At 67.8% G+C, this 6084-nt stretch carries 5 protein-coding genes; 2 read left to right on the top strand and 3 right to left on the bottom strand.

The genetic code is table 11. From position 1 onward, the window contains the following. Nucleotides 1-112: 112 nt before the first annotated feature. From ABZX79_RS37580 to ABZX79_RS37570, 3 genes are all read right to left on the bottom strand, one after another. Nucleotides 113-688 carry a TerD family protein gene (locus ABZX79_RS37580; protein ID WP_355268490.1) on the bottom strand — a complete coding sequence of 192 codons (576 nt, stop codon included), beginning with the start codon at nucleotides 686-688 and terminating at the stop codon, nucleotides 113-115. A 146-nt stretch (nucleotides 689-834) separates the two neighbouring features. Then, nucleotides 835-1302, bottom strand: coding sequence for a peroxiredoxin (locus ABZX79_RS37575; RefSeq protein WP_355268488.1), 468 nt, complete (start codon nucleotides 1300-1302; stop codon nucleotides 835-837). Between the two features lie 140 nt (nucleotides 1303-1442). Further along, entirely contained in the window at nucleotides 1443-1874 is a 432-nt protein-coding gene (locus tag ABZX79_RS37570) for a DUF3052 domain-containing protein (protein WP_214979968.1), read from the bottom strand. A gap of 448 nt (nucleotides 1875-2322) precedes the next feature. Here ABZX79_RS37570 and aceE point away from each other — a divergent pair, with 448 nt between their 5' ends. After that, nucleotides 2323-5064: a pyruvate dehydrogenase (acetyl-transferring), homodimeric type gene (aceE, locus tag ABZX79_RS37565; protein WP_355268485.1), complete on the top strand. Its 2742-nt coding sequence runs from the start codon at nucleotides 2323-2325 to the stop codon at nucleotides 5062-5064. 73 nt (nucleotides 5065-5137) lie between these two features. Next, the gene (locus tag ABZX79_RS37560; protein ID WP_355268482.1) at nucleotides 5138-5947 is read left to right on the top strand and encodes a potassium channel family protein; all 810 of its coding nucleotides are present in this window, start codon (nucleotides 5138-5140) and stop codon (nucleotides 5945-5947) included. Nucleotides 5948-6084 lie beyond the last annotated feature (137 nt).

Here is a 6084-nt window from a genome sequence, read left to right as displayed (position 1 = left end):
CACACAAATTATCTCCCCCCCCCCCGGGCCAACGAATTGTGGGGGGCGGCCGCGCCCCCCCCCCCCCCGCCCGGGGGGGGCCCGCCCCCGGACGGTGGTGAGGGGAGCCCGCTCAGACGTTGACGCCGAAGTCCTGCGCGATGCCGCGCAGGCCCGAGGCGTAACCCTGGCCGATGGCCCGGAACTTCCATTCCGCCTGGTTGCGGTACAGCTCGCCGAAGACCATCGCGGTCTCGGTCGAGGCGTCCTCGCTCAGGTCGTAGCGCGCCAGCTCCGTGTTGTCGGCCTGGTTCACGACGCGGATGTACGCGTTGCGGACCTGGCCGAAGCTCTGCTGCCTCGCCTCGGCCTCGTAGATCGAGACCGGGAACACGATCTTGGCGACGTCGGCCGGCACACCGGCCAGGTTCACCTTGATGACCTCGTCGTCGCCCTCGCCCTCACCGGTGGTGTTGTCACCGAGGTGCTCGACGGAGCCGTCGGGGCTCTTGAGGTTGTTGAAGAAGACGAAGTTCGAGTCGTTGGTGACCTTGCCCTCCGTGTTGGTCAGCAGCGCGCTGGCGTCGAGGTCGAAGTCACCCCCGGTGGTGGTACGAGCGTCCCAGCCCAGACCGACGATGACCGCGGTCAGGTTGGGGGCGGCCTTGGTCAGCGAGACGTTGCCGCCCTTGCTGAGGCTGACTCCCACGAGTCCTCCCAAGTGTGTCGGGGGGCCGAGGACCCCCGTTAATGCGCTGGCATCGGATCAACGAGTCGATCCTAGTGACCGGTTCCCGTGCGCAGCATGCCCGGTGTCCCGATTTTTCGGGCGCTCGGCAACTCGGTGGGAAAGCCTTAGAGCGTGCCGAGCGCCTTGAGGTAATCGTTCAGGTCACGCGCGTCGGGCAGACCGTTCACCACGGTCCACCGCACGACGCCCTCCTTGTCGATGACGAAGGTGCCGCGCACCGCGCAGCCCTTGTCCTCGTCGAAGACGCCGTACGCCCGGGAGGCCGCTCCGTGTGGCCAGAAGTCCGACAGGAGGGGGTACTCGAAGCCCTCCTGTTCGGCGTACACGCGAAGGGTGTGGATGGAGTCGGTGGACACGGCGAGCAGCTGTACGTCGTCGTTGACGAACTGCGGCAGTTCGTCGCGCAGCGCGCGCAGCTCGCCCGTACAGACACCGGTGAAGGCGAAGGGGTAGAAGAGCAGGACGACGTTCCGGGCGTCGCCGGGGACCCGGAAGTCGGACAGCTTCACCGTCCGGCCGTGGTTGTCCTTCAGCTCGAAGTCCGGGGCCAGGGTGCCGACCTCGATCGCCATGGGAAGCGCCATCCCCTCGTTGGGCCTTTTGTGTCCGGACAGCCTACGCACAGGGCCCCCGCCGACGGATGTCGGCGGGGGCCCTGTTTCGCCTTGGGCGCAGCCTGCTCATGAGGAGTCTGCTCGGACGCGGCGGTGGCTCAGCGCTTGCCTGCCTTCGGGGTCACCAGCCGGCCGGCGCTCCAGTCCTTGCCCGCGCTGAAGGTCTTGGTCTGGGACAGACCTGCCGTCTGGGCGGCCTCGCTGATGTCGCTGGGCTCGACGTAGCCGTCGCGGCCGGTCTTCGGAGTCAGCAGCAGTACGACGCCGCCTTCCTCGAGCAGACCAATGGCGTCCACCAGCGCGTCCGTAAGGTCGCCGTCCTCGTCACGGAACCAGAGAAGAACGACGTCAGCGACGTCGTCATAGTCCTCGTCGACGATTTCCTGGCCGGTGATCGCCTCAATGCCCTCACGGAGTTCCTGCTCGACGTCTTCGTCGTAGCCGATCTCCTGGACCACCTGTCCGGGCACGAACCCCAGGCGTACTGCCGGGTTGGTTCGCTCCTCCGCGTGGTCCGCGGTCGCGCTCACGGATTGCCTCCTGATCATGTTTTGGGGAATACCTTCAGTCCACGCGCGTGCGTGGGCGTTGGCCGTAGTCCACACGTGCGGGACCGATCGCGCAAGTACCCGGCCGTGGAGACAGCCGAAACGGTGACGGATGGGGCCGGTTCACCGCAACTCCAGACCCGGCCGGAGACGGCCCCGGTGATCCATCCCACACCATTGCGACACGTTTGTAAGCCTACGCGGCTTCGATAGGCCATTCAGACCCGAACAGCCTTACGGAACACATAAACGCGTTGGGCGTAAGGTTGCGATTTGGCCGGACCCATCCTTGATCCGTCTCCGGGCCGACGCCGAGCTTCTCACCGAGCGGTGGTTACCCCTCGGTAGAGGTGACGTTTGCGATTCCGGGGTACACGATGGAGGCGGCGCGACACCCCTCAAGTCAAGACCCAACCAGCGAAGGAACAGCGTGGCTTCCGGATCCGATCGTAATCCGATCATCATTGGCGGCCTTCCGAGCCAGGTCCCGGACTTCGATCCTGAAGAGACCCAGGAATGGCTCGACTCCCTCGACGCCGCCGTCGACGAGCGGGGCCGTGAACGCGCCCGCTACCTGATGCTGCGTCTCATCGAGCGCGCGCGCGAGAAGCGCGTCGCCGTTCCCGAGATGCGCAGCACGGACTACGTCAACACGATCGCGACCAAGGACGAGCCGTTCTTCCCCGGCAACGAGGAGATCGAGCGCAAGGTCCTCAACGCGACCCGCTGGAACGCGGCCGTGATGGTCTCCCGTGCGCAGCGCCCGGGTATCGGCGTCGGCGGTCACATCGCCACGTTCGCTTCCTCCGCCTCCCTCTACGACGTCGGCTTCAACCACTTCTTCCGCGGCAAGGACGAGGGTGACGGCGGCGACCAGATCTTCTTCCAGGGCCACGCCTCCCCCGGCATCTACGCCCGCGCGTACCTGCTGGACCGGCTGAGCGAGCAGCAGCTCGACGCCTTCCGCCAGGAGAAGTCGAAGGCTCCGTACGGCCTGTCGTCCTACCCGCACCCGCGGCTGATGCCGGACTTCTGGGAGTTCCCGACCGTCTCGATGGGCCTCGGCCCCCTCGGCGCGATCTACCAGGCGCGGATGAACCGCTACATGGAGGCGCGCGGCATCGCCGACACCTCCAAGTCGCATGTCTGGGCGTACCTCGGCGACGGCGAGATGGACGAGCCCGAGTCCCTCGGCCAGCTCTCCATCGCCGCGCGTGAGGGCCTGGACAACCTGACCTTCGTCGTCAACTGCAACCTCCAGCGCCTCGACGGCCCGGTGCGCGGCAACGGCAAGATCATTCAGGAGCTGGAGTCGCAGTTCCGGGGCGCCGGCTGGAACGTCATCAAGCTGGTCTGGGACCGGAGCTGGGACCCGCTGCTCGCGCAGGACCGCGACGGCGTGCTGGTCAACAAGCTCAACACGACCCCGGACGGCCAGTTCCAGACGTACGCCACGGAGACGGGCGCGTACATCCGCGACCACTTCTTCGGTGACGACCACCGGCTGCGCGCCATGGTCGAGAACATGACCGACGACCAGATCCTGCACCTGGGGCGCGGCGGTCACGACCACAAGAAGGTGTACGCGGCGTACGCGGCGGCCAAGGCGCACAAGGGCCAGCCGACCGTGATCCTCGCCCAGACCGTCAAGGGCTGGACGCTGGGGCCGAACTTCGAGGGCCGCAACGCGACCCACCAGATGAAGAAGCTGACGGTCGAGGACCTGAAGCGCTTCCGCGACCGGCTGCACATCCCGATCACGGACAAGCAGCTGGACGAGGGCTACCCGCCGTACTACCACCCGGGCCCCAAGTCCGAAGAGATCCAGTACATGCACGACCGGCGCAACGCGCTGGGCGGGTACGTACCGACCCGTGTCGTACGGGCGAAGCCGCTGCCGCTGCCGACCGAGAAGACGTACGCGGCTGCGAAGAAGGGGTCCGGTCAGCAGTCGATCGCCACGACGATGGCCTTCGTGCGGGTACTGAAGGACCTCATGCGGGACAAGGAGATCGGCAAGCGTTTCGTGCTGATCGCCCCCGACGAGTACCGCACCTTCGGTATGGACGCGTTCTTCCCGAGTGCGAAGATCTACAACCCGCTGGGTCAGCAGTACGAGGCGGTCGACCGCGATCTGCTGCTCGCGTACAAGGAGTCCCCGACCGGTCAGATGCTGCACGACGGCATCTCCGAGGCGGGCTGCACGGCCTCGCTGATCGCCGCGGGTTCGGCGTACGCGACGCACGGCGAGCCGATGATCCCGGTGTACGTCTTCTACTCGATGTTCGGTTTCCAGCGGACCGGTGACCAGTTCTGGCAGATGGCCGACCAGCTCGCGCGCGGATTCGTCCTGGGTGCGACCGCCGGTCGTACGACTCTGACCGGTGAGGGCCTCCAGCACGCGGACGGCCACTCGCAGCTGCTCGCCTCGACGAACCCGGGCTGTGTGTCGTACGACCCGGCGTTCGGCTACGAGATCGCGCACATCGTCGAGGACGGTCTGAAGCGGATGTACGGCGGGACCGCCGACGAGAACGAGGACATCTTCTACTACCTGACCGTCTACAACGAGCCGATCCAGCACCCGGCGGAGCCCGAGAACGTGGACGCCGAGGGCATCCTCAAGGGCATCTACCGCTTCAAGGAGGGCGAGAAGGGCGCGACTCCGGCCCAGATCATGGCCTCCGGTGTGGCGGTGCCGTGGGCGGTCGAGGCGCAGCGGATGCTCGCTGAGGAGTGGAACGTCAAGGCTGATGTCTGGTCCGCGACCTCCTGGAACGAGCTGCGGCGTGAGGCCGTCTCGGTGGAGGAGTACAACCTGCTCCACCCGGAGGAGGAGCAGCGCGTGCCGTATGTTACGCAGAAGCTCTCCGGGGCTTCCGGTCCGTTCGTGGCCGTTTCCGACTGGATGCGTTCGGTTCCGGACCAGATTTCGCGCTGGGTGCCGGGTACGTACTCCTCGCTGGGGGCGGACGGCTTCGGCTTCGCCGACACGCGGGGTGCGGCGCGCAGGTACTTCCACATCGACGCGCAGTCGATCGTGCTGGCGGTGCTGACGGAGCTGGCCCGGGAGGGCAAGATCGACCGCTCGGCGCTGAAGCAGGCGATCGACCGCTACCAGCTGCTGGACGTGACGGCGGCGGACCCCGGGGCGGCCGGGGGCGACGCGTAAGCACCTCGTAGGCGCGCACGGGCGGCGGGACCCTCTGGTCCCGCCGCCCGTCGTCGTTCCCTACCATTCGGGCATGAAGGTGCAGACCGCGCAGATCCGGTGGGAACAGCGCACACAGGGGCTCCTGCTGGGGCTGGCAGGGGCATTCGCCGTCGCGTACGCGGTCCCGATCGTCGCTCCCGACGCCAACGGCGTGGTGCGGCGGGTCTGCACGGTGACCGAGTGGGTGGTCTGGGGCGCGTTCGCGCTGGACTACGTCGTACGGCTGTCGCTGTCCCCCAGCAAGCGGCTCTTCATCCGCAGCCATCCGCTGGACCTGCTCGCGGTGCTGCTGCCGCTGCTGCGGCCGCTTCAGCTGCTCCGGCTCGTCTCCACGCTGCTGCTGGTCGGCCGGCGCGCCAGGATGGCTTCCCAGATCCAGCTCACGACGTACGTCGGGGGCGCGGTGATCGGGCTGCTGATGTTCGGCTCGCTGGCGGTGCTGGAGGTCGAGCGTGGCGCGCCCGGCGGGAACATCAAGACGCTGGGTGACGCGGTGTGGTGGTCGTTCACGACGATGACGACGGTCGGGTACGGCGACCATTCGCCCACCACTGGTCTTGGCCGGGTGCTGGCGGTTGGCCTGATGCTTTCGGGGATCGCGCTGCTGGGTGTGGTGACGGCGAACATCGCTGCCTGGTTCATCTCCCGCTTCGAGCGGGACGACGTCGAGGAGCGCCGCCAGACGGTACTGCTGGAGGCGTTGACCCGGGAGGTGAAGGAGCTGCGGGCGGAGGTGGGGCGGCTTTCGGGCGGGGCTGCTCAGGTCCCGGCTCCGGGCCCGGGTCCGGCTCCGGGTGGTGGGGGCGCGGTGACGCCCACCTGGGCGCCTGACGCTCGCTGAGGGCGGACCGCTGCGCGGGGCAACTGGGGCGCTGCCCCAGACCCCGCTCCTCAAACGCCGGAGGGGCTGGATGTGGCGGGGCGGGGGTTTGAAGGGGGGGGGCATGGAGGCCCAGCGCCGGGGGGGGGCGCGCGCCC

Origin of the sequence: Streptomyces sp. NPDC002994 (assembly GCF_040611155.1) — a bacterium.
Taxonomy (GTDB): domain Bacteria; phylum Actinomycetota; class Actinomycetes; order Streptomycetales; family Streptomycetaceae; genus Streptomyces.
Note: the sequence above shows the minus strand (reverse complement) of the source record. Positions and strands in the feature narration are given on the sequence as shown.